At 53.6% G+C, this 24,642-nt stretch carries 24 protein-coding genes and 2 pseudogenes; 19 read left to right on the top strand and 7 right to left on the bottom strand.

All coding sequences use genetic code 11. From position 1 onward, the window contains the following. Positions 1 to 150: 150 nt before the first annotated feature. The 18 genes and pseudogenes from OMP38_RS03645 (at position 151) to OMP38_RS03565 (ending at position 16,302) form a co-directional block, all read left to right on the top strand. Complete coding sequence (locus tag OMP38_RS03645) at positions 151 to 708, top strand: NAD-dependent epimerase/dehydratase family protein (protein ID WP_277563926.1); 558 nt, start codon at positions 151 to 153, stop codon at positions 706 to 708. Positions 709 to 881: 173 nt separating this feature from the next. Next, entirely contained in the window at positions 882 to 1,112 is a 231-nt protein-coding gene (locus OMP38_RS03640; RefSeq protein ID WP_277563925.1) for a Rossmann-fold NAD(P)-binding domain-containing protein, read from the top strand. 135 nt (positions 1,113 to 1,247) lie between these two features. Then, positions 1,248 to 1,508, top strand: coding sequence for a DUF3291 domain-containing protein (locus tag OMP38_RS03635; protein WP_277563924.1), 261 nt, complete (start codon positions 1,248 to 1,250; stop codon positions 1,506 to 1,508). A 60-nt stretch (positions 1,509 to 1,568) separates the two neighbouring features. Continuing rightward, positions 1,569 to 2,006 (top strand): DUF2306 domain-containing protein, encoded by a 438-nt coding sequence (locus OMP38_RS34400; protein WP_338130394.1) that lies wholly within the window; start codon positions 1,569 to 1,571, stop codon positions 2,004 to 2,006. Beyond that, a complete protein-coding gene (locus OMP38_RS03625; RefSeq protein ID WP_277563923.1) occupies positions 1,927 to 2,196 on the top strand; it encodes a DUF2306 domain-containing protein in 270 nt (89 codons plus the stop codon). Before OMP38_RS34400 ends, OMP38_RS03625 begins: the two co-directional genes overlap by 80 nt. Before the next feature lie 355 nt (positions 2,197 to 2,551). Beyond that, positions 2,552 to 2,815: a hypothetical protein gene (locus OMP38_RS03620; protein ID WP_277563922.1), complete on the top strand. Its 264-nt coding sequence runs from the start codon at positions 2,552 to 2,554 to the stop codon at positions 2,813 to 2,815. Between the two features lie 59 nt (positions 2,816 to 2,874). Then, complete coding sequence (locus OMP38_RS03615) at positions 2,875 to 3,510, top strand: hypothetical protein (RefSeq protein WP_277563921.1); 636 nt, start codon at positions 2,875 to 2,877, stop codon at positions 3,508 to 3,510. After that, on the top strand, positions 3,473 to 7,384 hold the full coding sequence (locus OMP38_RS03610; protein WP_277563920.1) for an FIVAR domain-containing protein: 3,912 nt from the start codon (positions 3,473 to 3,475) through the stop codon (positions 7,382 to 7,384). The genes OMP38_RS03615 and OMP38_RS03610 overlap by 38 nt, the downstream gene beginning before the upstream one ends. Next, positions 7,350 to 7,622 (top strand): annotated as a pseudogene (locus OMP38_RS35525) (S-layer homology domain-containing protein); the annotation flags it as partial. The gene OMP38_RS03610 and the pseudogene OMP38_RS35525, both read left to right, overlap by 35 nt. An 18-nt stretch (positions 7,623 to 7,640) precedes the next feature. Continuing rightward, on the top strand, positions 7,641 to 8,054 hold the full coding sequence (locus tag OMP38_RS03605; protein ID WP_277563919.1) for an S-layer homology domain-containing protein: 414 nt from the start codon (positions 7,641 to 7,643) through the stop codon (positions 8,052 to 8,054). A 157-nt stretch (positions 8,055 to 8,211) separates the two neighbouring features. Continuing rightward, positions 8,212 to 9,156 (top strand): carbohydrate ABC transporter permease, encoded by a 945-nt coding sequence (locus OMP38_RS03600; protein ID WP_277563918.1) that lies wholly within the window; start codon positions 8,212 to 8,214, stop codon positions 9,154 to 9,156. Between the two features lie 2 nt (positions 9,157 to 9,158). Next, positions 9,159 to 9,971: a carbohydrate ABC transporter permease gene (locus OMP38_RS03595; protein ID WP_277563917.1), complete on the top strand. Its 813-nt coding sequence runs from the start codon at positions 9,159 to 9,161 to the stop codon at positions 9,969 to 9,971. Between the two features lie 35 nt (positions 9,972 to 10,006). Then, on the top strand, positions 10,007 to 10,225 hold the full coding sequence (locus tag OMP38_RS03590) for a hypothetical protein (RefSeq protein ID WP_277563916.1): 219 nt from the start codon (positions 10,007 to 10,009) through the stop codon (positions 10,223 to 10,225). Between the two features lie 50 nt (positions 10,226 to 10,275). Then, positions 10,276 to 11,469 carry an HAD-IA family hydrolase gene (locus tag OMP38_RS03585; protein WP_277563915.1) on the top strand — a complete coding sequence of 398 codons (1,194 nt, stop codon included), beginning with the start codon at positions 10,276 to 10,278 and terminating at the stop codon, positions 11,467 to 11,469. After that, positions 11,441 to 12,607, top strand: a complete 1,167-nt coding sequence (locus OMP38_RS03580) for a sensor histidine kinase (RefSeq protein ID WP_277563914.1) — start codon at positions 11,441 to 11,443, stop codon at positions 12,605 to 12,607. The genes OMP38_RS03585 and OMP38_RS03580 overlap by 29 nt, the downstream gene beginning before the upstream one ends. Before the next feature lie 12 nt (positions 12,608 to 12,619). After that, complete coding sequence (locus OMP38_RS03575) at positions 12,620 to 14,248, top strand: response regulator (RefSeq protein WP_277563913.1); 1,629 nt, start codon at positions 12,620 to 12,622, stop codon at positions 14,246 to 14,248. A 287-nt stretch (positions 14,249 to 14,535) separates the two neighbouring features. Then, on the top strand, positions 14,536 to 15,654 hold the full coding sequence (locus OMP38_RS03570) for an extracellular solute-binding protein (RefSeq protein ID WP_277565154.1): 1,119 nt from the start codon (positions 14,536 to 14,538) through the stop codon (positions 15,652 to 15,654). Positions 15,655 to 15,972: 318 nt separating this feature from the next. Further along, the gene (locus OMP38_RS03565; protein ID WP_277563912.1) at positions 15,973 to 16,302 is read left to right on the top strand and encodes a hypothetical protein; all 330 of its coding nucleotides are present in this window, start codon (positions 15,973 to 15,975) and stop codon (positions 16,300 to 16,302) included. A 270-nt stretch (positions 16,303 to 16,572) separates the two neighbouring features. On the opposite strand, the gene OMP38_RS03560 is transcribed toward OMP38_RS03565, so the two are convergent. From OMP38_RS03560 to OMP38_RS35520, 4 genes and pseudogenes are all read right to left on the bottom strand, one after another. Next, positions 16,573 to 16,998 (bottom strand): carbohydrate ABC transporter permease, encoded by a 426-nt coding sequence (locus OMP38_RS03560; protein ID WP_277565153.1) that lies wholly within the window; start codon positions 16,996 to 16,998, stop codon positions 16,573 to 16,575. Positions 16,999 to 17,418: 420 nt separating this feature from the next. Next, a complete protein-coding gene (locus tag OMP38_RS03555) occupies positions 17,419 to 18,081 on the bottom strand; it encodes a carbohydrate ABC transporter permease (RefSeq protein WP_277563911.1) in 663 nt (220 codons plus the stop codon). Further along, a complete protein-coding gene (locus tag OMP38_RS03550) occupies positions 18,023 to 19,225 on the bottom strand; it encodes a type 2 periplasmic-binding domain-containing protein (RefSeq protein WP_277563910.1) in 1,203 nt (400 codons plus the stop codon). Before OMP38_RS03550 ends, OMP38_RS03555 begins: the two co-directional genes overlap by 59 nt. Before the next feature lie 19 nt (positions 19,226 to 19,244). Then, positions 19,245 to 19,730, bottom strand: a pseudogene (locus OMP38_RS35520) (ABC transporter substrate-binding protein); the annotation flags it as partial. On the opposite strand from OMP38_RS35520, the gene OMP38_RS03545 reads away from it, so the two are divergent. Continuing rightward, on the top strand, positions 19,705 to 19,962 hold the full coding sequence (locus OMP38_RS03545) for a hypothetical protein (protein WP_277563909.1): 258 nt from the start codon (positions 19,705 to 19,707) through the stop codon (positions 19,960 to 19,962). The pseudogene OMP38_RS35520 and the gene OMP38_RS03545 overlap by 26 nt on opposite strands. Positions 19,963 to 20,076: 114 nt before the next feature. On the opposite strand, the gene OMP38_RS03540 is transcribed toward OMP38_RS03545, so the two are convergent. The 3 genes from OMP38_RS03540 to OMP38_RS03530 are packed head-to-tail and all read right to left on the bottom strand — an operon-like array spanning position 20,077 to position 23,487. Next, complete coding sequence (locus OMP38_RS03540; protein WP_277563908.1) at positions 20,077 to 21,687, bottom strand: response regulator; 1,611 nt, start codon at positions 21,685 to 21,687, stop codon at positions 20,077 to 20,079. Then, a complete protein-coding gene (locus OMP38_RS03535) occupies positions 21,662 to 22,291 on the bottom strand; it encodes a sensor histidine kinase (RefSeq protein WP_277563907.1) in 630 nt (209 codons plus the stop codon). Before OMP38_RS03535 ends, OMP38_RS03540 begins: the two co-directional genes overlap by 26 nt. Positions 22,292 to 22,302: 11 nt before the next feature. Next, entirely contained in the window at positions 22,303 to 23,487 is a 1,185-nt protein-coding gene (locus OMP38_RS03530) for a cache domain-containing protein (protein ID WP_277563906.1), read from the bottom strand. Positions 23,488 to 24,642 lie beyond the last annotated feature (1,155 nt).

Genomic DNA, 24,642 nt, shown 5'->3' with positions numbered 1-24,642 from the left:
GCGGGCATAGAGCCTAGCGGATTTTTCCTTTTTAAGCGGCGGAATCTGTTGAATCAGGCAAAAACGCCGACGGAAAAGGCAAAGACCGCAGTGGTCAATCCCCTATACTTAGAGTAAACATCATACCGATAGTAAAGGGGCTTTCTGAAAATGCGTGTATTGGTTACAGGGGCGACAGGCTTCATCGGAGGGGCGGTCGTTCGCGAACTGCTGGATGCCGGTCATCAAGTGGTTGGTCTTGCCCGTTCTGAAAAAGCCGGCAAACGGCTTGCGGCATTGGGTGCCCCGGTTCAAATCGGTTCGATCGAGGATTTAGCAGGCTTGCGCAAAATGGCTGCCGCAGTAGACGGGGTCATTCATTTGGCCTACTTCCACAAGTTCTCGCATTCGGGTCTTCCAACTCGGCTTAGGGTCTTATTCGGCGGGAATCCTCGTCATATGGTGATGCGATTTATGAAGGCTGCAATTGAGACCGACAGGCGAGCCATCGAGATACTTGGCACCGCCTTACCCACCGGTGACCGGGCGCTTGTCGTCGCGATGCCTACGATGACGCTTACTCCCGGCCGTCTCGGTACGGAGGACAGCGCTGGGGATCCTCAATCCCCAGGAGGATTGCGCGTCATTTCTGAACATACCACCTTAGACTTGGCGAATCGGGGGGGTACGTTCCTCGATTGTACGCCTCCCGCCGATCGTGCACGGTGAAGGCGATAAGACGGGCTTATTCCCCAATCTGGTCAATATCGCTCGCAAGAAGGGTTTCTCCGCCTATACGGGCTCCGGAACCAACCGTTGGCCATCCGTGCATCTACTGGATGCGGCGCGCCTTTTTTAGGCTCGCCTTAGAACAAGCTCCGGCAGGGTCCCGGTTTCATGCGGTGAGCGAAGCGGGCATTCCGTTTCAAGAGATCGCCACGGCTTTGGGCCTCCATCTGAACTTGCCTGTCCAAGGCATTGGGGTTGAAGAAGCAGGTAAACATTTCGGATGGCTTGCGCCCTTCACGAAAACGGATAATCCGGCGTCCAGTGCGTTGACGCAGGAGCGTTTGGGGTGGAATCCAGTACATCCTACCCTTTTAGATGATATTCGGAAGGGGTATTATTTCTAACTTTAAACCGAAAATGGATGTTTCGTGGGAGGGGCGATTTCGTTGTTGATTTCAGTGACACGGATGCGAGTAAAGGGCATGTGGATGCTCCCGTTTTTTATTTACCATATTGTCCGGTCGACGAAGCAACTGAAAATGGCTGCCGGCTTGCTCCATTCCGACCTCACACGCGACAATTGGAGAGTAGGCTGGACGATGTCGGTTTGGGAGAACAAGGATCGCATGCTGGAATACCGCAATCATGGCAATCACGCCGAGGCCATGCGGATCGCACGCCGAATTGGCGATGAATTGGAGGCCGTCCACTGGGATGCCGAAACGATTCCGAGCTGGGAGGAAGCGAAGATCCGTTTACATCAAAAGTACGGCAGGGAACTTGACCAGAACAAGCGTTGAATTTATGCGTCCTTTTACACCCCTAGCTTCACGGTGCATCAACGGAGGAGGGTGATTCATATGGGAAATAAGATGATTCGGGCACTCGTTCTCATTCTCGCATTTTCGATTGCCGGATACGCAATTGTTCAGTATGGCGTGCTTAAAGCTAGTGATGCAGGACTTGTCTCTTTCAAATTGCAAAAGCCGAATTTTGAACTCAAACCTTGGATATATGTACTGTACATCCATATTTTTACTGCGATATTTGCCTTGATCATAGGACCCTTTCAACTATTTATGAAGCCAACGAATGCTAGGAGACGTTGGCATCGCCTTTTGGGGTATGGATATGTTTTTTCGATTACGGCTAGTGGGATCGTGAGTGTGTATTTATCCCTTTTTTGCCACAGGAGGTTGGATTGCCGGGCTTGGGTTCATGTCGCTCGATGTATTGTGGGTTGCGACGACGCTTACTGCAACGAGAAAAATTATGGCCAAAGACATCCAAGCTCATAAAGCATGGATGCTTCGCAGTTATGCGCTTACTTTTGCAGCGGTGACGCTTCGAATCTGGTTAGCGCCGCTGGCTCTTCTGTTTGGCGATTTCGAGGCGGGGTTTCGGGTTGTCGCTTGGGTTTGTTGGATTCCTAATCTGCTCGTCATAGAAGCCGTGATTTCCAGAATGAGGTTGCGGCAGCGGCAATGATTCACAACTGCCACGCCAAAACGTTTCGTAAAACCGCGCATCCATGGCGAGGTTTTATTTTGCGTACGGTGGAATGTGGTTCGTGTATGGGTCTTTAACTTGCCGTTACAGACAGCGCGGCGAACCGTATCATAAGCGACGGCGAAATTTATAAGCAGCTGGCCCTTCAACGGTTCCCGTTCCTGCAGATCGGCTCGGTCTCATCTCATCGGATTTCGACCCGGATTCGTCTTCACAGGCGAGTAGAAGTAAAAAATCTCAGCATTTATGTAAAGATCCACTATATTTTGCTACATGAGAACGCTTTAAAATGAAGCTGCGTTTTGGATTTTATATATTGACGGAGGATGAATCCATGAAGAACAAGGTATTCAACAGGTTAGTTGCAACTGTACTGTCATTGATCCTGGTGATCTCATCAATGAGTATAGGCCGAACTAGGGTGGCGCATGGGGCCGATATGCCGGCTACTCTTGAAGTCGCGCAAACCCAATTGTCAGGAGGAGAGTCGATCAACCTTTCGCAGACGGGCAATGTGGATTGGCTGCATATGAAAGGGAATGGTGTCAATAACGTCACCCAGATTAAAAAAAGCGGGTTCGAGCTCCGTTACGTTTAATGTTTATGGTTCTACAGGGTTCGAAGGCAAGACGGATAGAGGGGGGGGATGCGAATTATTTGGCATACTCTTGGAACGACGGTATGGCAGGTTATGAAACGGGCGCGAATGATACGGGTTTCATGGTTTTGTTTCCGCAGAATCGCGGTCCGGGAGATGTTACGGATACAGGCTATGATATTACGGTAGTTCCGCAACCTCAGGCTTCGACGGTCGTATTTGGAATCGGCTTATGGCAGGCGGAAGCGGACGTGAACATCTATGCCGACGGCGCGCTTTACGAGACGAAGGAGGTAAGCGCGGATGGAACTTCGCAGGCTTACAAGTACCAAATCAAAGTGCCTGCAGGGGTAACATTGAAATTGGAAGTCCGACAAACCAAAACGCTCTCCCAATGGGGAAACATGAGCTTCTCCGGACTCGCTGTCGGCATTGTGGAGGATGAAGTTACTCTCGATGTGAAACAAAACCTATTGTCCGGCGACTATGCGATGAATCTATCCCAGATCGGCGATATCGATTGGTTACATATGAAGGGCAACGGTCTCAATAACTTTACCCAAATTAAAAAAGCGGGTTCGAGCTCTATTGCCTTTAACGCGTATGGAACTGTGGATATTGAAGGGAAGATGAATAGAGGGGGGAGATGCAAATTATTTGGCATATTCCTGGAACGACGGCATGGCTGGCTATGAAACGGGCAACAATGATTCCGGTTTCATCGTCCTGTTTCCGCAGAACCGGAATGCGGGAGCGGTAACAGGTTCGGGTTACGATATTACGGTAGCTCAGCAGCCACGGGAATCAACGGTCGTATTCGGCATCGGTATGTGGCAATCGGAAGTGGACGTTAACATCTATGCGAACGGCTTACTTTATGGAACCAAGAAAGTAAGCGCGTCATCGACTGCACAGGTGTACAAGTACCAAATCAAAGCGCCTGCAGGCGTAACGTTGAAATTAGAGGTCCGACAAACCAAGACGCTTGCTCGGGATGGCAACATGAGCTTCTCCGGACTGGCTGTCAGTAGCAAGGAAGTTGCAGAGAAAATAAATTTGAAGAATGCATATACAGCAGTGAAAGATATTGTTCAAGGATTGTATACGGATGACTCGTGGCAATCGTTCGTAACCGCAAGGGACGGGGCGAAAACCATCCTGGATAAAGCGAACGCGACGCAATCGGAAGTAGACGGAGCCATATCCGCACTTTCGGCCGCCCAAACTGCCCTCGTCAGAAAAGTAACAAATATCATGATCGATTATACGGGGGCTGTAAAGGGAGAATATGAGTTCGGAAGCCCTGGCGATCAACAAGACCGTTATCAAACCTTCACGGCGAAAGAAAACTTCGATATGGAGCTAGTCCAATTTAAACTTAAGATGATAGGGACGACTCCGAGCGATCTTGTTGTACGGCTCTACAACACGACAGGGGCAGGACTCCCTACGGGTTCGCCGCTCGCGGAAGCTACGGTCAGCGAGAAATGGGTGGCCGACGGCGATTTTACGACAGCCAAGCTCCAGTATAGTCTTGTCAAAGATAAGCGTTATGCTGTCGTGCTGTCGCAAACCGCGCTAAGTCGGGATCAATACCGCTGGCTCGTCATGGCCAAAAACAACGAAACGAACGGCGAGTATTTCGGCAAATCGGTGTCGGGTGCTTTTCAACATGAAGCTTCGTTGGGTACGGGCATATTGCGAATCGTCAAAAATACGTTCGTCAATCGCAATGACTTGCAAACGCGAATCGATGAGCTTCGTCAATATAGCAGCAGGCTGTATACGATGCAGTCTTGGGCAGTATTGCAGAGAGAATTGCAGCAGGCTATCGTCGTTGCGAACAATGTCGATGCCTCGCAAGAGGTGATGGATGCAGCTCTGGAGCTGTTGAATTCCGCCGCAGGTCAATTGCAACTGTATACAAGTTTGGAGAATATAGCAGCCCAAGTGGATGATATTGGCCGTGCGATTGTAAAGGGGTATACGGAAAACTCGATTCATGCTTTGAACGATACGCTGAATGCCGTGAAAGCATTGGATGTCAATGCTTCGGATAACGATAAGATCAAAGCCTATTCGAACGTGATGAACACGCTTGCCAACCTTGAATCGGCAGGGAAATATAAATACGAAACGAACGGCGGAATGACGGCAGCCTTCGGTTTCGAAGGGGATAAAAACGCTTCGCTCGCGTTCGCGGACGGTTCGTATCAGATCGGCGGAGGCCGTCCTATGCAGCATGGCCCGGTCGCTCCCAAACAAATGGTAACGTTCGGCGTGACGGATACGAGCGATATCAAATGGTATAACGGCGAGGGGTACTTACCGGTATTCATCAGCGAATATACGAAAGACGACGTTCGCTATAAAATCGAGAACTTCGCCAATAAACATTCTGTGGATAACAAAGATTATGTCGTCGATTATTCGCGGATAACAGCGGTTAACGATTCGAATGAAACGAGGCTGCTGCCGCTCGTCTCCAACAATTTGATAGCCTTGAATGAAGCGGCACTGAATTCGTACGTGATCGAAGCCGGTCAGACGGTCGTTAGAGAGTACGCGATCGAAGCGGATAAGTACGAATACTTCGATAATAACGCAACCAGCTATACTTCATTGACAAGGGAACAAGTCGCGGCGCAAGGCTCCTTCGCCGATAACTACGATGAAATGAAAGCGTATTGGAATTCGCGACTCTCCGAGCTGGTCGATATCGAATTGCCTAATTCGGAACTCGTCAATGCTTTTAAAGCCGGTTATATCAATACAATGATTATTAAGGACAAAACGTATTTGCATGTCGGTGAGAACGGATATGCCAGATTGTTCTCCCACGACACGATCGGTATTATGGTGCAATTGATCCAGAGCGGGGATTTCCATTATGCGAAGGATTATTTGAGAAGCATTCCACTGACGGGCGGAGTCAATATCGAGATGGGTCAGGTAGACCCCGATCAATATTGGGATGCCAACTGGAAGCTGCCATGGGCTTACGCCGTCTATTTGAGCAAGACGGGAGATGCGTCCATCTTTCAGGAAACGATGACTGCGGATGACGGGTCGGTGGGGACCGTATTTGAGAAGAGAGTCAAAGTCGGCGCGAGAAGCATCGAAAGCGATCGGACGAGCGAAGGCATCATGAAAAAAACGTGGGCCATCGATAGTGAAGGGTATTGGACGACCGACGATTACTCCGCATTGATGGGACTGACTGCTTATGAATACATTACCCGCGAATTATACCGCATCCATCAAGACGAGTATTATTTGAACGAAGCGGAATGGGCTAAAGCGCAATATGACGATCTGCTTGAAAAATTCACGGCTCGGCTGCAGCAAACGATAACGGAAAAAGGCTTGAACTATATTCCGGCATCCGTAACGCAAAGCAATGATGAAAACCGCATGCAAGATTCCAGAGATGCAAACTGGGCATCCATGTACTTGTTCGGAAGATGGCTATGGGACGGTTACTTGTATGGCGCCGAACAGCCTGCAGACAATATCAATCTGACGATGCTGGACAGTACGTATGAATATGGCATCGATAGACGCTGGGATGAAGGCACGACGGACTCCGATTACAACTTCGGAGGGTATCCGCATGGATTTTATTCCAGCTCGTACAACGCAGGCTACGGCAGTTCCGCGCTGCGCGGGGAAGCGCACAGGGATATCGGGATCAAAGCGTACGAATTCATGATCGAAAAATCGATGAGCGGGCCATTCAGTTGGTGGGAAGGTATCGCGTATCCCGCAGTGAACAGCCCTTGGGCGACCACCAACGACAAGTTGAACGTCCAGAATACGCCGGGCGGCGGCGGATCGGCTCAGCACATGTGGGGGCAAGCCGTCAACTCGAAAGTGCTGATCGACTCGCTTATTGCTGAAAGAATCTACGATCAGAACCAGAAGTATGAAATTATCGTTGGACGCGGCATTCCGAAAGAATGGGTTCTTGATGCGGCGAACAATCAAAATGTAGTCGCCAAGGTAAATAACTACCCTGCGTTTCAAGGAGGGCGAGTAGGCTATAACGTTGTTCGGAACGGCAACAAACTCGTTGTTACGTTGAACGCTCAACTGGAGCATGCCAACATTGACGTCGCTAACGCGACTTTCAGCATCCAGTTGCCGAGCATGGTGAACAACATCATCGGAGTCTCGACGGGCATTGTCGATAACGCAAAAGGTACGGTAAAAGTTCCATTAAGTACGCAATCCGTAACGATTACTTTGGGCGATCTGCCCGGGCATACGGATTTGGAGCTGGATCACGCTGCGCTGGCCATCGGCTATGCGAACGGAGATTCCAATCTGTCCATAACACAGGACGTCACGTTGCCTACGGCGGGGGAGAAAGGCAGCGCGATCACTTGGTCGTCAAATAAGCCTGAAATTATCTCGAATGCGGGGAAAGTGGTACGCCCATCCGACACGACGGAGGTAACCTTAACGGCAACGCTTCGAAAAGACGGAGAAGAGCTGCAGAAGACTTTCGCGTTGAAGGTCCTGAAAAAAAGTAATAGAAAACAACAACGGCAACAACAACAACGGTAACAACAACAACGGCAACAACAACAACGGCAACAACAACAACGGCAACAACAACAACGGCAACAACAACAACGGTAACAACAACAACGGCAACAACAACAGCAATTCTGGCGGGACGAATCAGCCGAAGCTGAAGGATGTCGAGAACCACTGGGCTAAAGAGGCCATCCAGACGGCTGTAGAACGGAAAATCGTCAATGGCTATTCAGACGGCACATTCCGTCCGAATGCAATCGTCAATCGCAGCGAGTTCACGGTTATGTTGGGCCGGGCATTGAATTTCCCGACGGACGAATCTAGCCTTTCCTTCGGAGATTCGAACCGCATTCCGGCATGGGCGAAACCGTATATTGCAAAGGCGGTCGAAGCCGGGATTATTTCAGGTTATGGAGACCAGAATTTCCGCCCTGACGGCAAGATTACCCGTTTGGAATTAATTACGATGATCGTTCGGGCTCTTCATTTGAAGACGGATACGAAGGGAAAAGCACCTTTCGCGGATGCGGCACAAATTCCGCAATGGGGACAATCTTATGTAGCGGCTGCCTATGAAGCCGGTCTGATAGAAGGGAAACCGAACAATCAGTTCGCTCCGAACGATGCGGCGACAAGAGCGGAAGCGATAACGCTCGTGCTTAAGATGGTGAAGTACCTAGAATTGAATTCGAAATAAAACATTTCGGAACAGCCGGCGTCTCTTTACGGACGTCGGCTGTTCGTTATTAACAGGTAAAAATCTTCGGTTATTGTTAAATATCTTCCGTTTTAGGGGGAGGCCGGTCCTTTTATGATAGAGACAGATAAAGACAACATAGGAGGGAAACGAGTCGATGAATGCAATGCAAGGGAAAGAAGGAATGGAAAAGAGAGCAGGCGCAAAGATGAGCTACGTCACTTTAGCCGGTTCGCCTGTTTTCGTAGGATATTTGTTCGTAGCTCCTATCATCCTCTTGATGGCGTGTTGGTTTTACTATCCGCTGCTCCGTTCCTTCATCTACAGCTTTCAGGATATTAATTTCCTGAATCCATCCGCAGCCCGGTTCATAGGCTTGGATAACTATAAGGCTATCCTGCATGATCCGGATTTCTGGAACGCTTTCCGCAATTCGGCCATCCTCACGGTTATCGCGGTGCCTGTTCAAACGATGCTCGCGCTCGTTATCGCCGTGGGGCTGAATAAAGGGATTCGGATGAAAGGCTTGTTCCGAACGCTCTATTATATGCCTTACATAACGTCCACGATTGCCGTCACGACCGTATTCATGTATTTGTTCATGCAAAAGGACGGTATGGCAACCCGGTTTTTCCACTTGTTCGGATTGCAAGACGTATCTTGGTATGCCAGCGTCACTTACGCGCTGCCTTTCCTGATCATTTTAACCGTTTGGACTTACGTCGGATTTTTTGTAGTCGTCTATCTTGGCGGGCTGCAGACGATTCCCGAAGACGTATACGAATCCAGCAAGGTGGACGGCGCTAACGCTTGGCAGCAATTTTGGAAAATTACCGTGCCGATGCTGAAGCCGACGACCTTCCTCGTGTTGATGTCAGGCATCATTTACGTCATGCAGGTATTCGACCAGCCTTACGCGTTGGCCCGGAACGGCTCTCTCGGAAGTCCGGCGGGCGCCACGAGTACGATCGTCGTCTACTTCTACAGCCAGGCATTCAATTTCAATCGCGCAGGATACGGAAGCGCCGCGGCATTTATAATCTTCGCCGTTATCGTCATCGTTACCATGATTCAGAAGCGTTTCACTCGGGAGGACATATAGAGATGGAAACCGGAAAAAACAAGTGGCTGCGTTATACGTTGCTTGCGCTTTGCTCGTTCGTTTTCGTAGTGCCTTTCGGATATGCGCTTTACACCTCCTTATTAGCCAAAGCGGATATCGACAAGCTCGTTCCGATCAACCGCCTGACGCTGTCGAATTACTCCGACATTTTGTTCAACTCCGATATCCTGAGATGGTATAAGAACTCCATTATCGTTACGCTGGGCATCCTGATCGGCAATTTATTTATCAATACTACGGCTGCTTATTCGCTGGCTCGTCTTCGGTATCCGGGCAAAAGCCTTATCTTTTTCCTCATTATCGGGATGATGATGGTGCCTTATCAGGTGACGATTATCCCTATCTATTCCATGATCGTCAAGCTGGGTTGGCTTAACTCTTACGAGGGTCTCATCTTACCCTTCCTGTTTCAAGGTTTCCTGGTCTTCCTGATGCGTCAGTTTTTCCTCACCATCCCCAAGGAGCTCGAGGAAGCGGCCGAGGTTGACGGGGTGACCAAGATCGGCACGTTTTTCCGGATTATTCTCCCTCTATCGAAAGGGGCGATCGGAACGCAGATCATTTTCAGCTATACGGGCACTTGGAATTCGTTCGTGTGGCCGGTGACGCTTGTCAACGATAACCGAATGTATGTGCTGACCGTAGGCTTGAATACGTTGAAAAACCGTTATTTCGAGTGGCCGAACTTGACGATGACGGGGGTCATTCTTCTGACGATTCCGATCATCATCGTCTTTCTGATTTTCCAGCGCCATCTGGTGCAGGGCATTGCGACTACCGGGCTTAAAGGGTAACCGGGAAGAAAAGCGGGACAAGGAGAGAAAACAATATGATCGAATATTCGACCGGGCAAGGAGAATGGACCGATTGGATCGTGGCGGAGACGGCATTCGATGCGCGGAATTCGGCAAAGTTCGAAACCATTTTCGCGCAAGGCAACGGTTATATGGGCATGCGCGCATGCACCGAGGAGTCTTATCCCGGACAGACAAGAAACGGCTTTGTCGCGGGGACGTTCAACCGATTCGACGATAGTCGCTGGATCTGATATTGCAACGCAAGCCCGAGGTCAATTATACTGATTCGGACAAAGAAGCGATGGCGAACCGCAAAAACGAGCACTACAAGAAACTAATCGGCTCGATCGGCCCGCAAGCGCTGCTTGCGGGGATTGAAACGCTGCTAAAGGATATCGCCGGCGCGGGTATCGGAATCGCGCTCGCCTCGGCGAGCCGGAACGCGCCAACGATTATTGAAAGGCTGGGAATAGGGCGGTTTTTCCAAGCGATCGTCGATCCCGCTGACGTACCGCTAGGAAAACCCCACCCGGATATTTATCTCCGGGCGGCCGCCGAGCTTGGGGTTGACCCTTGGGAGTGCGTAGGCGTGGAGGATGCCGAGGCGGGCATGCAAGCGATCAAGCAAGCCGGCATGTTTGCGGTCGGAATCGGTTCCGCCGAGGTGCTGCGCGAAGCCGATTACATTGTGCCGGACAGCTATTTCCTAAATATGGACGACATTCTCAATAGCGTACATAATAATCAAAAAAAGATTGAGGACGCCTTCTTTTCAACCTACAATAGGAGCAACAAAGCGCTTTGGAATAAGCATCCTTGGGAGCACGATGAGATGAAGAGAGTCAAGGACTGGAGTATTCGACAAAAGCTGTTTTCAACCTACGTGCTCCTCATCGTCGTGCCGCTTGGTATCATTAATTTCGTTTCTTATACGTTATTCATGTCTTCATTTGAAAATAGAATCGTCAATTCTTTCAAAGATTTAAATCAACAGATTATATCCAACAGCGACACCTTTCTCAAAAACATGCTGAAAATATCGGAGAAGCCGTATTACGACCAGCAGCTTGTCGACATTCTGGCGAAGGATTATTCGATCATGGAGTACGAGATGTTCGAGCGCAGCCAAGCCTACCGGTATGTGAACGATACGTTCTTCAAGGATCTGCTCATGTTCAACGATGATATCGACTCCTTGGTCATCTATCCGCAGATGGGCAACTACGTTTACCGCAGAGGCTACGAGGTCATCTTCAATTACGATTATTCTCCGGATAATGAGGCGTGGTACAAGAGAATCATCGATAGCGGGGGGAGCTCCGGTCGTCATCGGGCTGCATACGGAGAAGCAGGTCAGTTCTCCTGCGAAAAACGTCGTATCCATAGGGAGAGTCATCGTAGATTCCAATTCCTATCGCAAGCTTGGCGTTTTCGTTATCAATATGAAAAGCGATGCGTTAAGCAGCTTGTACAAAGGGCTCAAGTTCAGCTCTGATGTCGAGCAGGTTATTGTGGACGAGAACGACACGGTACTATTCTCGACGAAAAAGAGCGAAATCGGCAATTCTTTTGATTCGGTGTTAATGCGCTATGATCCGAAGCTTTCCGCTGCTGCCCAAGGCATGGGGGGCGGAACCGGCGATTACTTTATCGTAAGCGATTCATCAGCGGTAAGCGGCTGGAAGTTCTATAGCATTATTCACAAAGGGAGTCTGTTCAGCGAAGCGAATCAAATCCGAAGACTAACCGTGTATACGCTCATTCCTTTGACTGTAACCGCTTTCTTCGCGGCCTATATTTTATCGCGGAGAATATCAACCCCTATCCTCAGCTTGAGTAGGAAAATGCAGCGGGTAGAGTTAGGGGAATTTGACGTGACAGTGGCTTCAGACAGTCGGGACGAGATCGGTCATCTGGGGCGCGCCTTTAACAAAATGACAAGGGAAATTAAATCCTTGATCGGCCAGATCAAGGACGAGGAGTATAAGAAACGCAATGCGGAACTGAATGCGTTGCAAAACCAGATCAACCCTCACTTCATGTACAACACGTTAACGATGGTCAAGTGGATGTCCCAGGCGCAAAGGGCCGATAACATCACCGAGGTGTTGGATGCCTTGATTCGAATACTGACGTTCTCTACGAGGAACACGGAAGAGTATGTCACGATCGAAGAGGAAATGACGTTCATCCGCTACTACATGCAACTGTTGCAACTGCGCTATTACCATGCGTTCGAATTCGAGTGCCGCATTTCCGACGAAGTTCTTACTTACCGGACTTTGAAGTTTATCGTACAGCCGTTCGTTGAAAACTCCGTCTTCCACGGATTCATCGAGGAATCCCGGCAGTACAAGCTAACCATCGACGTGGAACGGGTAGATAACGCGATCTTGTTCACCATTCGGGACGATGGCGTCGGCATGGAGAAAGAGAGAATGCAGCAGTTGCGCGATCATGTGGAAGAAGGCTCAAAAAAAATCAACTCTATCGGAATCTCCAACGTATTCAAGCGGATTCAGATGCACTTCGGGTCGGATTACGGGGTTGATATCTACAGCGAATGGAAATCGGGCACGACCGTTGTCATCAGGGTTCCCGTTATAGCTTCGGAACGTTCGCTAACGGAATAGGGGGCGAGGCGAATGAGGGTATTGATCGCAGATGACGAAAATTTCGTCCGAATGAATTTCAAATCGTTCATGGATTGGGAGAGACACGGGTATCAATTGATCGGCGAAGCCCGTAACGGACAGGAAGCGATCGATAAACTGGCGGAACTGAAGCCGGACATCGTATTCCTGGACATTCGGATGCCGGTTATGGACGGACTGGAAGTGCTGCGTCAATTGAATACCCGATCGGATCCGTGCAAGGTTATTATTCTAAGCAGCTATAATGAATTCGAATACGTTCGCGAAGCGATGTTGCTCGGAGCCGTCGATTATATTCACAAACCCAGCCTTTACCCCGCGCTTGTCTTCGAGACGTTGAATCGCGTACGCAGCCTCGTCGACGAGGAACGCAAGCAAACGGACCAGTTCGAGCAGTTGCGGCGTAACGAAGAGCGAAGCAAGCCGGACTTGAAGGCGTTGTTTTGCAAAGGGTGGATCGAAGGCTCCGTTAGGCACGAATGGGAAATCGAGCAGAAAACGAAGCAACTGGCAATCGATCTTAAACAGCCTAACGTCTGCTGTATGCTTTTATTCATCGATAATTACGAGGCGGTCCAGAAGCGGTACGCGAAGCCGCTCGATCATTTGGTCGGGTTCTCAGTGAACAACATCCTAAGGGAAATTTTTCGCAAGTTCGAGCAATTGGAGTTTTTTCAAGTGAGCGGCAATCAATTCGCCATCCTTAAATCGTATGCTAAGCTGCGCAGTTTGAATGACGTGTTTGAGCAGCAATGGCATTTGATCCGGACGATCCGAACGGCGCTCAAGCAATTTATGAACATCGGCGTCAGCTTTAGCGTAAGCGCATTGCACAGTCAACTGCTTAAAGTGCCGGCAGCTTACGAAGAAGCGCTTCGAGCGTCGGAAGACCTGTTCTTCGAAGGCGAATCGAGCGTTGTCTTCTATGAGAATGTACCGCGCAGAAAGAGCGCGAACAATGAACGCGGTTACGAGGACCTTGCCAAACAGATTCGAACGCAAGCGGAAGCGTCCAAATGGGATGAGGCGGATGCAAGCTTACATACCCTTTTCGATACGATCGAAAAAAAACGCGATATCGGCAAGAAGGAGACGCTGGATCTGAGCGTCAGTTTGCATTATTCGTTATTGGAAACGTGTTCGGAAGCGAATCGGGACACGAATGGAAGCGGTTTTCCCACGATCGAGGATATTATGGGAGCAGAGAACCTGGCGCTGGTCAGACAATTGTTGGCCACTGAGCTGGCTTATCTTCGGGGCAAGCGGCAGGAGACGGGAATATCGACGAATTTGAAAATCCAGAAGGTGCTTGCTTACATTCATAACTATTTCGATCACGATCTGACCTTGGAGGAGCTGGCCCATCATGTCGGTCTGAACAGCAGTTACTTGAGCCGACTGTTCAAAGAGCAGACATCGATGATGCTGATTCCTTATATCAACCAATATAGGGTGAAGAAATCGCTGGACGACTTGCTTGCCGGCAAACTCAAAACTTACGAGATTGCGGAAAAAGTAGGATTTAATAGCGCCGATAACTACTATATTGCTTTCAAAAAAGTGTATGGCCAACCTCCCAACGAGTATCGAAAATCGATATTGGAGGGGACGGGGAAGTAAAAATCTTCGATAGAATGTAAAGATTCACGATTTTTCGGTTCTCGTGAATTCCATATGATTGAAGTACGCCGAATGCAGGCGAATATATCTGACATGAGGGGTACGAAAGATGAAGAAGTCATGGTTTAGTTTGCTAAGCACCGTCCTGCTTGTAACGGTAGTCTCCGCTTGCGGAACGAACGCTAACTCGAATTCGAGTCCGAGCACGAATCGGGAATCCTCCCCCGTCGGCTTCCTCCTCGCCGTCTCCGTCTCAAGAGGAGAAGAAGGATCCTGTCGAAGTGACGATGGCTTATTGGGCCAACGCCTCCGAGCAGAAAAACTTCGAATTCATGGTCAACGGTCTAGAAAAGGAACATCCGGAAATTAAAGTCGTTATGCAGCAATATCCGACCAGCGACGAATTCTGGAAAGCCGTTCCGGCCGCAATCGCCGCAGGCGAAGGACCAGACATTATAGCCATGTCGGACGAAGGAAACTACGAGTATATCGCCAAAGGCGTTCTTGAGCCACTGGATGACTTGATCGCCCAAGCCGGATTCGATAAGAACCGAATTTCCTCCTCCCTTTACAAAGGCTGGACGGACAACGGCAAATTGTATGGCATTCCTTACGACTCGTCTACATCGATGTTGGCCATTAACAAGGCGCTGTTCGACAAATCGGGCATTATGAAGTACCCGAAAACGATGGATGAGCTGGTAACGCTCGCTAAAGCGATGACGAAAGACGGAATGAAAGGGATCGTCGGCAGCATCGATCCCTTCCATATTACGCAGTACGTACATGCGTTCGGCGGAGATTGGAATTTTGGCAAGACGATCAACTCGCCGGAAAACATCAAAGGCGTACAATTTTTCACGGATCTCTTCTTGAAAGAAAAAGTAGCGATTGCGCCGATCGAAGTAGGCGCGCCATGGGACGGCGAAGTATTCGCCAAAGAAAAAGGCGCAATGTCGACGGGCGGCCCTTGGTACGTCGGTTACCTGAAAGAAGCGAATCCGAACTTGCAATTGGTCGCATTGCCGATGCCTAAAGGCACCGTGGATGCTCAAAGCGCATACTCGCACGGCTTGTCCATCCTGAACGGAAGCAAACATAAGCTGGAAGCCATGCAGGTCGTCAAATACGCATTGCGCGACGAAGCGCAGCTGAACGCCATCGAGGCCGTCGGTTATTCTCCAGCCGTATCCTCCCTGCTGCCGAAATATCTGGAGAAGTACCCGGAACTGAAACCGGTGTTCGACAACATGGAGAAATCCGGAATGCCATTCGCGTATCCGCAAGAGACGAAGATGTTCAACGCGGATCTCGTTAAGGGTGTCGAAGAAATTATTTTCAAAGGCGGAAAGAAGTCGGTAGAAGAGCTGCTGAACGAGCTGCAAGAGAAATACGGACAAAAGTAATCGATAGCATGGAAGCTAAAGCCCGAGGGACGACACGTTGCTTTACGTGTCCCTCGGGCTTTATTTCGTTCCTATAACCCGGTTTTATAGTTGGCCCAGCTTATCAATGGTTTGTTCGGTATGCCGCCGTAGAATTCTAATTTGGCGGTTTCGACGATCTCGTCATTCGCGTATTATCGATTCCAATATACGGGGGGGTAAAATGCGATAATTGAGGGGTGCAGGGATGCTACGGGCCAAAACGGATTCCGGATCGTAAGCATTGTTGATGGGCGATTCCACCCGGACAAGCCGGTGACGCGAGCGGAGTTCATTGCGTTGATCGCCGAGCTGTTCCAATTGGAAAAGGGGGCTATAACGTCTCCGGCCAGGGATGGCGCAAAGCCGGCGGTACGTCCCACCCGAACGTTCTATGCTGCGTCGGCCGGATTTTCTTCCACGCAAGGAAGCGGCGGCTGGTTCTATCAGGCGTGGAACGGGAGCGCCTATACCAATCTGTCGACCTACAAAGCCGGTTCGGCCGTCTGGCAAAGCGCCGGAACGGATCTGCTGGTCGGCTCGAATTTTCAGCATCCCCGATACGAACGAGTCGGTGCGCAAGTGGGTTGCGCCGGCCGGCGGAACGATCGACATTGCCGGCACGGCTAAAATGTAACAATCGGGGGGCGACGGCGTCGTCGTCTCCATCAAGAAAAATGGCACGACCATCTGGGGACCGCAGACGATCGCGGGGACCGATACGGCGACCGGCGTCAGCCATAGTATAACGACGACCGTTACAGCCGGGGAGGCCATCTATTTCATCGTCAACAAGAACGGCACGAAATATTTCGATTCGACCGTTCGGGATCCGAAGATCCGGCTTTATTCCTGATCGTCCAAACGTACGGACTTGCAAATGGAACGTCCTGCAGCATCTCACATCTTAATCGACCCGCTGGAGATGCCTTCGACGAAGTTGCGCATCAATAGCGAGAACAGCAGCAGCAGCGGGACGGCCGCGATCAGGTAGGCGGCCATCATGCCGCCGTAGTCGCTCAGGCCGTAGTTGCCGGCTGCGGCTTCGAATGCGACGAGCGCCATCGTGATCGTCTGGTGAGCGCGGTCGAGCAGCAGCGAAGGCAGCAGGTAGTCGTTCCACAGGCTGGTGATATTGATGATGGCGACCGTCGTGCAGATCGGGACGGAGAGAGGCAGCACGATCGTCGAGAAGATGCGGATGTTGCCCGCGCCGTCGATGCGGGCCGCCTCGAAGATCTCGTCCGGCAGCTGCTCGAAAAACGTCTTGAGGACAAAAATGCTGAACGCCTGCCCGCCGGCGATATACGGAAGGATAAGCGCCAGGTAGCTGTCGCTTAAGCCGAGCTTTTTTGATCTGCAAATAAAGCGGAATGAGCGTCAGAAAGCCCGGAATCAGCAGAAGCCCGAATACGAGCAAAAAAAGCGTGTTTTTGAGCGGAAAGCGAAGCTTGGAAAACGCGTAGGCGCTCATGGCGGAAAAGGCGACGATGGCGACGACGCTGGCCGCGATGATGACGGACGTGTGATATAGCGACAGGCCGACTTTATCCCAGGCCGCGCCGTAATTGCTCCATAGCAGCGATTTCGGGAAGGACAGCGTGCTGGACGCGAATTCGAGCGGCGATTTGACGGAGTTTTCGACAATGAAATAAATGGGCAGCAGATTGAACACAAGCAGCAGCAGCAGCAAAAGTTGCCCCGCTCCTGGCAGGCGGAGAGCGCGCATCGTTGGACCTCCTGTCCTCAGGATTCGGATTTGACCAGCTTCATGTTGACCAGCGTCAACAGCAGGATGACGACGAACATGACCAGCGCGATCGACATGCCGTACCCGAACTCGCCGTTGACGGTCGAGACGTTGTACATATGCAGAATCGGCACGTAAGTGGAGTAGCCGGGTCCCCCGTTGGTCATGATGAGCGGCGGGATAATGTTCTGCAGGCTGCCGATCAACGTCAGGATGATGATCAGCCGCAGCTGCGGGAAGGAGGAGGGGATGTCGATCCGCCATACGCGCTTCCAGCCGGTCGCGCCTTCCAGCCTGGCGGCCTCCAGCACCTCGGTGGAGATGCTCTGCAGACCGGAGTAGAAGATGAGCAGATTAAAGGCGCTGATCCACGGGAAGCCCATCAGAATGATCGAATAAAGCGCGATATTCGGATTGCCGAGCCAAAGCTGCTGCAGCGAGCCAAGTCCGATCAGCTCCAGCAGCTGGTTGATGGCGCCGTCCCCCTGATACAAAAACCGCCACAGCAGGATGGTGACGATGCCGGGGATGACGATCGGCAGGACGAAAAGCGTGCGGTAAATATACTGCGCGCGCGCTCGCCGCAGCTGGAAGATCAGTTCAGCAACAAGAAAAGGCGGCACGACGGCCAGCACGATCGACAGGACGACCCAGATCAAGGCGTTGATCGTCGATTGGCGCAGTACCTCGTCGCCGAATAGGCGGACGAAGTTGTCCAGTCCGATATAGCGCGGCGCATTGAAGCCGTCCCAATCGGTGAAGGCGCCGATCAGCGCCTGGTAGACCGGATAATACGTGAACCAGATCAGGAAAATAAACGTCGGCAGTATAAAGGCGTATCCGGTCAGCGCGGTTTTCAGCTTGGCTTTTCCGGTCATGCGGCATTCGTCCTTTCATGGCTTCGTAGGATGAAAAAAAGGGAGCGCTGCGAAGCGGCGGCCCCCTTTTTCTTGCAGCCTCTCGGCGCCTTAGTATTTTCCGAGATCGACGCTGTTTTTCGATTGGTATTCCTTGATCGCCCCGTCCAGCTCTTTTTTTAACGTCCGCGGTCGCTTTGGCGATGTCGATATTGCCGCTCAGATAGAGGCCGAAGATCCGCTGCATGTTTTTGTTCAGGTTGGGCGAGGAGCCGCCGACGCCGATCGCCTTCAATTCATTGGAAGCCTGATTGGCGAGCTCGACCATGCTCTCCGCAGGCTTCGTATCCGGCCAGGTCGGCACGAAGGTGCCGTGCTCGTTGACGATGCGCTCCACGTTTTTCGGCGTGCCGACGAATTGGAGCCAGTCGATGACGGCGGCTTGCTTGCCGGCTTCCTTCATCGAGGCGTTGGCTTGCTTGGTCGCGACGGCGAATTGGAAGGCCGCGTTGGGACCGCCGACCGCGCCGGAGACGTCGGTGCCGGTCGTATACGGCGTGTCCGCCTGCGCCAGCACCGGGAAGTTGAAGGAGCCAAGCTCGAAGCTGACTTTGGCGTCTTTCGCGTTTTCCGGGAGCCAGCTGCCGTCGTAGAAAATCGCGGTTTTGCCGGCCAGGAAGTCGTTGCGGGCGTTGCTGCCGACGATGCCGGGCTCGGACGACAGATAGTCGGGCTTCCAGTTGTCGGTCAACGATTTGAACATCGGCCACCAGCCCATGAAGCGCGGATCGGACGTGTTCAGCATGCCTTTGGCGATGGCGACGCTCTGATCGAGCGAGGAGACGCCCGGGCTTTGATCGAAGCCGGCGATTTGCTCGAATTCCTTGGCGTAGAAGTCGGACAGGAAGTGCCGCTGGAACCAGTCGTAGTCGGGCGCTTGCGACATCGCCGTAATGCCCGCGTCCTTGAGCTTTTTTGGTCGTCTCGATCAGCTCCGGCCAGCTGCCCGGCGGCTGGGAGATGCCCGCTTTGGCGAACAGGTCCTTGTTGTAGAAAAACGCGGTGGCCACGTAGTCTCCGTTGATGTTGTAGCTCTTGCCGTCGGGAGACTTCGTCTCGCTCACGACGGTGGCGTTCATCGCTTCGCCCCAGGTGGCTTTGCCGGGAATATACGGGTTTGGCTGGCTGAAATAGGGAGTCAGGTCCTCCGCGATGCCTTTGGGGAAGGTGTTGTTCAATTCGGCCCATTGACCCCAAAATACGTCGAACAGCTCGCCGGCAGCGGCTTTGACCCGCACCGTTTGCGTGTAGTCCTTGAATTCTTCGTCGACGAATTCGATCTTGATGCCGGGATGCGCGGCTTCGTATTCGCCCGCGACTTCCTGCAGTGCCGTTTGCTGCTTCAATCCGGCGATATTTTTCGAGTTGGGCGTATACACCTGGGCGTACATCGTGATCGTGCCCTTCCAGCCGTTCGCAGCGCCGGAAGCGCCGCCGGCCGTGCCGCTAGCCGTACCGCTAGCCGTGCCGCTGGCTGCCGGAGCCGTCGAAGCGGACTGCCCGTTTTCGGCGTTGTTGCCGCCGCAAGCACTAAGCACGAGACCCAGCGCGACCAAGGCCGCGGAGCTTTTGGCGAGTTTGTTCGTAATCATGGCCATCCCCCCTCGAGATCGTTGTTTTTGAAAGCGTGCTCATTCCTGTCTTCATCTTAGTTCAGGCGTGTGCGCGCGAGTAGTGGGGGAGATTTTACTTTCGGATGAATTTTTTTTACCTTGGCGCGCTCGGTAGCCGGTGCGCTTAGAAGCCGTGCCGTCGCTTGTACTCGGTGGGGGAGTACGAGGTGTATTCCTTGAATACCCGGTAAAAATGCTTGAGGTCGGCATAGCCGATCAGCTCGCTGATCTCCTGAAGGCTGCGCTCGCTCTGCTCGATCAGCGTCTTGGCCCGCTCCATGCGGCATTCCTTGAGGAAAACGACGAAGTTCCGTCCCGTCTCGTACTTGAACCGCCGGCTGAAGTAGCTCGCGTTCATGCCGAAGCGGTCGGCGACCGACTGCAGGCTGACGCCTTCGGCCAGCGATTCCGACACGTACTGCTGGACCCGCTGCAGGAGCGGGGCGTCCTGCCCGGTGCGCTCCTGGGCGATCGTCTGGGCGAGCAGGCGCAGCAGCGTGCCGATCATGCCCATCAGCGAATCGCGCGTCACCGCCGACTCCGCCGCCTGCAGCCAGTCCTCCAGCGATTTGCCGCTGATAGCGGACAGATCCAGGTCCATCAGCCGCAGCTGCGCACCGAGCCGCAGCAAATAATGGGTCGTCATCCGGCGCAGCTCGACTGGCAGCATCAGGTCGGCGCCGGCGAGCCGTTCGAAAATCGCAAGCGCCTCCTCGCCGTTGCCAAGCAGCAGCTGCTCCAGAGACAGCTCGATCTGCTCCGCCGGACCCGAAGACAAATTCATCTTTTTGTCGGCGCGCAGCTCCGGCAGCGACAGCAGCTGTCCGCCGCCGCAGACGAGCCGGTAGGTGACGGCGAGCGAGGCGTCCCGGTACGCGCCGGATGCCGCGGCGAAGGGATACAGCCCGCTCATGCCGATGGTCGCGGCGCGGCGGAAGCTCTGCTCGATCGCCTGCTTGAGCGCCGCGGCCCGGCCGCGAGCTTCCGAGGCGAACGCCGGATCGCCGGCCGTCCGGCTCATCAGGACGACGACCTGGCCGATATGATCCTGCAGCACGCAGCTGCGAGGGTCTTCGGCGCACCACTCCTGTACGAACTTGGTCAGTGCATAGCGGAACAGCTCCTCGTCCGACGAGCGGAAGCGCTGCGGCTCGATCCAGTCGGGACTGACGGCCAGGACGATCAGATCTTGCCCTTCGCGGTCGTGCAGGGGCTGGTAACCGGCTTCGACGAGCAACTGGGCGATCTCCTGATCGTCCTGTCCGAAGAGGAAATGCTGATAATACAGCTTCTCGGCGAGCGGCGCTGCTTTTTGGAGCGAATGCCGCAGCGCGTCCAGTCTGGCCCGCTCGCCGCGCGCGTGATCGATCGCTTGCGCGATCTTGTCCAGCGTCTGGAGCAGCTCGCCGCGGTCGAGCGGCTTGGTGATGAACGCGGCGACGCCGTGGTCGATCGCCTGCTTGGCGAGCTGGAACTCCTGATAGGCGGTCAGCAAGATCCGATGGATGTGCGGCGAGTCCGCCGCGATCCGTTCGCAGCAATCGATGCCGTTCATCCCCGGCATCCGGTAGTCGAGGATGACGAGATCGGGCTGCAGCCGGACGATCTCCCGCATGGCGGTCTCGCCGTCCTCGGCTTCCCCGACAAGCTCCCACTGCGGCGCGAACCGCTGCAAAATTTTGCGGATGCCTTGACGAATTGAAGTTTCGTCATCCGCGATGATAACGCGATACATACCGTTCGACCTCGCTTTCGTTCGCAATCGGGGGCAGCAGCAGGACGACCTCCGTCCCTTGACCGGGCCGGCTGTCGATGTGCATGGCAAAGGGAGGACCGAAATACAGCTGAATACGGGCTGCAACGTTGACTAGCCCGATGCTGCCGCCGCCCTGCTGCGGCCTGAGCGTCTCCATGCCGATCAGCCGCCGCAGCTCCAGCAGCCTGTCGAGCGGCATGCCGAGCCCGTCGTCCGCGACGAGCACCTTGAGGGCGCCCGGCTCGGCGGAGATCGCGACGGACAGCTTGCCCTTGCCCTGCTTCATCTCCAGCCCGTGGTAGAACGCGTTCTCGATCAGCGGCTGCACGAGCAGCCGCGGGATATAATGCGACAGCAGCGCCTCCTCGACGCGAACCGCGATGTCGAAGCGCCCGCCGTAGCGGTTTTCCTGGATCAACAGGTAGTTCATCAGATAATCCTTCTCTTCCTGCAGCGTGATGAAGTCGCTGCCGGACCGGAGCGACGACCGGACAAGCTTGCCGAGCGCGGTGATCATGTCGACGGTGTCGTCGGCTTCGTCGAGCTCCGCCCGCATCTTGATCGTCTCCAGCGTGTTGAACAAAAAAATGCGGATTAATCTGCGATCTGAGCGCCTGCAGCTCGCTTTCCTTGCGGACGATCTCCGCCTGGTACAGATGGCGGATCGTCTCGTCCAGCCGCCGGCTCATGCGGATGATGCTGCGGATCAGCTGTCCGAGCTCGTTGCGCGGGGGGATTGTCGTATTCGATCTGGAAGTCTTCGCGCTCGACCCGCTTGATGAGCGAGATGAGCCGGTAGATGGGCTTGGTCATGCTATAGGAAATGCCCGTGGACACCGCCAGGGCGATCGCGATGCATACGATGCCGATCAGCAGCATGGAGTTGCGGACCGAGGCGATGCCGGATACGATGCGGGATACGGGAACGTAGCCCACGACGGTCCAGCCCATTTTGCCGACGGGATGCTGCACGACGATCGTTTTTCGTTTGTCCAGATCGATGATCCGCGGACCGTCGCCGCCCGCTTGAAGACCTGCGACGGACGCCAAGAGTTCGGGATTCACCGGATCGTCGGCGTATACGACCTGGCTGTCCGCGTCGAGAACGAAAAAGGAACCGTTTTTCTCGCTGTTGACCCGGCTCATGATGCGCTCGATATCCTCGAGCGTGAAGTCGACCTGAAAATACCCGGCGGTGTTCAGTATGGTAGAGGTGTAATAAATTCTGCGAATGAGGGAGAAAACCTGGAGCGGCTCGCCGTTTTGAACAAGCTGGCTGGCTTCGGGCCGGTGCAGGCTTAAGGTGGCCAATAGCGCGTCGGTGTTGTCGAAGGTTTTGTACCAGGGCATTTGCTCAATGGAAAGGCCGGGCAGCAGGTAGCTGAGACTGTAGATGCGTCTCGCGCCTTCGCCCGGCTTGCTGAAGTACGTAATATTTTCGATGCTGCCTCGCTGCGACTGCCAGAAGCTGAAGTTTTTTTCCAGCGTCAGTTTGATGTCCGCGTCGGGCGATTCCCCGGCTGCCGTCCCGGCCGTCAGCATGTCCTGCAGCTCGCGATTGTAATAGGGCATGAGCGTGAACTGCTCCAGCTCGCGGATGTACATCTCGATGTTGGACGAGGTGCTCACGGCGACCTGCTGCACGAAGTCGCTTACCTTTTTTTCCATGGCCTGGCTGTACAGACGGTAGGCGCCCAGACCGAGCACGGACATGGGAAGCACGATAAAAATGACATACGTCAGCACCAGCTTCTGCTTGAACGTCCATATTTTTTTCAAAACGTTCCCCGTCCTTTTGTGCGTGAGCCGCAAAGGCGCCGCTATTGCCTGGCGATAGTCGTATGTTAACGGGGGATCTTCCAAATTTCAATAGGCGCGAGCAATCCGTAAGACAGCAGATCGTAGTCTTCCGCCGGCGGCGGCCCTTCGAGCGGCGAGCGCTTCCAGGCGCCTGGCCAGGCTGTATTGCGCGGCTTGGAGGCGTCGAAATGCGGTCCCAGCAGGTTGCGGAAGGTGCCGCTCAGCCGGCAGTCGAGCGTGTGGACGGCGCCCGGACGCACGAGGGAGGTGAGCTCCAGCTCGTCGCCGCGCTCCAGGCCGAGCAGACCGGCTTGCTCGCCGTCCACCGTTACGGAGATCACCGAACCGTGCCAGGACGGCGCGGACATAAAGACGCGCGAGGCGTTGTCCGGCAGGGTGAACGTATGGCGGTAGCGAACGGCGTCCGAATAGAACGGGTAGCCCTGATCCCGCCAGGCGCCGAGCCCCAGCGGCTGGTTGGCCGCCAGACGCCAACCGCCCTCCGCATGCGGCGCGACCGTGAACTGTCCGAACAGATAGAGCGGCTCCAGCTCCATCCGGATCGAGAACGGACGGCCCTCCAGCCGTATCGTGTTGCGCCCCTGCCGCAGCGTCCGCGTAATATCGACGGCGCCCATATGGCGGTCCAGCCTTGACGTGCCGGCAGCCGCCTCGACCGGAATGCCGTTGACGGATATCCGGTAACAGGAAGGCCGCTCCAGCTCCATCCGCACCTGACCGATGTCTTCCGGACTGTCCATGTGGAAGTGATAGTCGGCCGCGATGCCGCTCCGTTCGTCGAAGGCCGCGTCGCGGTCCAGCAGCCGCCTTTTGAACTGGACGGCGTTGTCCCACGGATTGTTCTCGAAGCCATGATGCTCGAAGGCGAAGCGGGCCGCATGCACCGTGTGCAGCCCTGGATAGCGCTTGGTGCCGGCGTACAGGTCGCAGTGCAGAATCGGGAGCGCGTTGTCCCGCTCCGGGACGATCTCAGGCGCGGAGAGCGCGACCGGACTCCGCGTCGATTCGGCCGTTCGGCGCGGGAGCGGCTGCGGTTGCGGCGCCTCTGGCGCCGCGGCCGAGACTGCGCCAGCCGTTGCGTCCGCGCGATCCGCGTCCGTTGACGCAGCGTCC

It is taken from the genome of Cohnella ginsengisoli (genome assembly GCF_029525555.1).
Lineage (GTDB): Bacteria > Bacillota > Bacilli > Paenibacillales > Paenibacillaceae > Cohnella > Cohnella ginsengisoli.
Note: the sequence above shows the minus strand (reverse complement) of the source record. Positions and strands in the feature narration are given on the sequence as shown.